The organism is Streptomyces sp. SID1328, from assembly GCF_009865595.1.
GTDB lineage: Bacteria > Actinomycetota > Actinomycetes > Streptomycetales > Streptomycetaceae > Streptomyces > Streptomyces griseoluteus.
Genome location: NZ_WWKH01000833.1, coordinates 1 through 2097 on the forward strand (window position 1 = coordinate 1; position 2097 = coordinate 2097).

Consider the following 2097-nt stretch of genomic DNA (forward strand, 5'->3'; position numbering starts at 1 on the left):
GCTCGACCTGGACGAGGCGGGGCTGGCCGGGCTGGCCGGCCGGGCCGAGGGTCTCGCCGGGCGGGTCGTGCCCCAGGTGCTGGATCTCACCGACCTCGACGCGGCCGAGCGGGCCGCCGCCGGGAGCGACGTACTGGTCAACAACGCCGGGCTGCAACTGGTGCGGCCGCTGGAGGAGTTCCCGCCCGAGGTCTTCCACACCGTGCTGACGGTGATGCTGGAGGCGCCCTTCCGGCTCATCCGCGGGGCGTTGCCCCACATGTACGCGCAGGGCTGGGGACGCATCGTCAATGTGTCCTCCGTCCACGGGCTGCGCGCCTCTGCCTTCAAGTCGGCCTATGTGGCCGCCAAACATGGGCTGGAGGGGCTGTCCAAGACGGCCGCGCTGGAGGGCGCTCCCCATGGTGTGACGTCGAACTGTGTGAACCCCGCCTATGTGCGCACCCCACTGGTGGAGAAGCAGATCGCCGACCAGGCCGAGGCGCACGGCATCCCCGAGGAGCAGGTCCTCTCCGAGGTCCTGCTCAAGGACAGCGCGCTGCGCCGGCTGATCGAACCCGAGGAGGTCGCGGAAGCCGTCGCTTATCTGTGCGGCCCGCAGGCGTCCTTCGTCACCGGCACCTCACTGGTGCTGGACGGCGGCTGGACGGCCCACTGAACCGCTGCCCCGACCGGCCCCCGTGGAGTTGTCCACAGGGCTGACCGCCCGAGCCCACGATGAGCGATCCTGTGGCCATGTCTCCCGATCAACTCCAGTCGGCCGCGCGCCCCGCCACCGGGGCCGCCGCGGCGGGGGCCGTCGCCTGTGCGGAGGCCCCCTACCTCGAACTGCTCGCCCGCGACGCCTCCCCGGAGGCGTACGAACGGCCCGTCCTCGTCGCCCGCGCCGAGGGAGAGCCCGCCGACCGTGTTGCCGCGCTGGAGCACGCCAAGTTCCTCGCGCTGCGCGTCCGTGCGGAACTGGAGGGGCGCCGCCGCCGGGAGGCGGAGCTGTCCGCCCTCTTCGAGACCGCCCACGACCTGGCCGGGCTCCGGGACGTGGACGCGGTCCTGAGGGCCATCGTGCAGCGGGCCCGCTCCCTCCTCGCCACCGACATCGCCTACCTCAGCCTCAACGACCCGGAGCGCGGCGACACCTACATGCTGGTCACCGAGGGCTCCGTCTCCGCCCGCTTCCAGCAGCTCCGGCTCGGCATGGGAGAGGGGCTCGGCGGACTCGTCGCCCAGACCGCCCGGCCCTACGTCACCGACGACTACTTCCAGGACGCCCGCTTCCAGCACACCGACACCATCGACGTCGCGGTGCGCGACGAGGGCCTGTTCGCCATCGTCGGGGTCCCGCTGACGCTCGGCCCGCAGGTCATCGGTGTCCTCTTCGCCGCCGACCGGCGCGCACGGGTCTTCGAACGCGAACAGATCGCCCTGCTCGGCTCCTTCGCGGCCCTCGCCGCGGCCGCCATCGACACCACCAACCTCCTCACCGGGACCCAGGCGGCCCTCGCCGGACTCGAACGCGCCAACGAGGTCATCCAGGACCGCAGCGCCGTCATCGAGCGCGCCTCCGAGGTGCACGACCGGCTCGCCGAGCTCGTCCTGCGCGGCGGGGGAGTCCACGACGTGGCCGCGGCCGTGGCCGAAGTCCTGGACGGGGCGGTCGAGTTCACCGAGACCGGCACCACACCCGCCGAGGCGCTGGAGGCGTCCCGCGCCGACGGGCACGCGGTGCGCCACGGGCCCGACTGGATCGCGGCCGTGGCAGCGGGGGAGGAGGTGTTCGGCGCACTCGTCCTGCACGGACACCCCGACCTGGACCCGGTCGACCAGCGCACCTTGGAACGCGCCGCGATGGTCACCTCCCTGCTCCTGCTGGCCCGCCGCTCCGCCGCCGAGGCCGAGCGGCGCGTGCGCGGTGAACTCCTGGACGACCTCCTCGACGCCCGCGACCGCGACCCACGCCTGCTCCGGGAACGCGCCGCGCGGCTCGACGCCGACCTGGACGCCACCCACGCCGTCCTCGCCACCCGCCTCGACGCGCCCTCGGCCGACGCCGACGAGGAGGCCGCCGCCCGGCGCCGCCTGTGGTCCGCCGCTTCCCAC

2 protein-coding genes are annotated in these 2097 nt (G+C 73.7%); both read left to right on the forward strand.

The genetic code is table 11. From position 1 onward, the window contains the following. The coding region (locus tag GT030_RS26640; RefSeq protein ID WP_161203291.1) for an SDR family oxidoreductase at positions 1–658 on the forward strand (658 nt) is incomplete at its 5' end. A gap of 77 nt (positions 659–735) precedes the next feature. Then, positions 736–2097: GAF domain-containing protein (locus GT030_RS26645; protein ID WP_161203292.1), on the forward strand; the 1362-nt coding region annotated here is incomplete at its 3' end.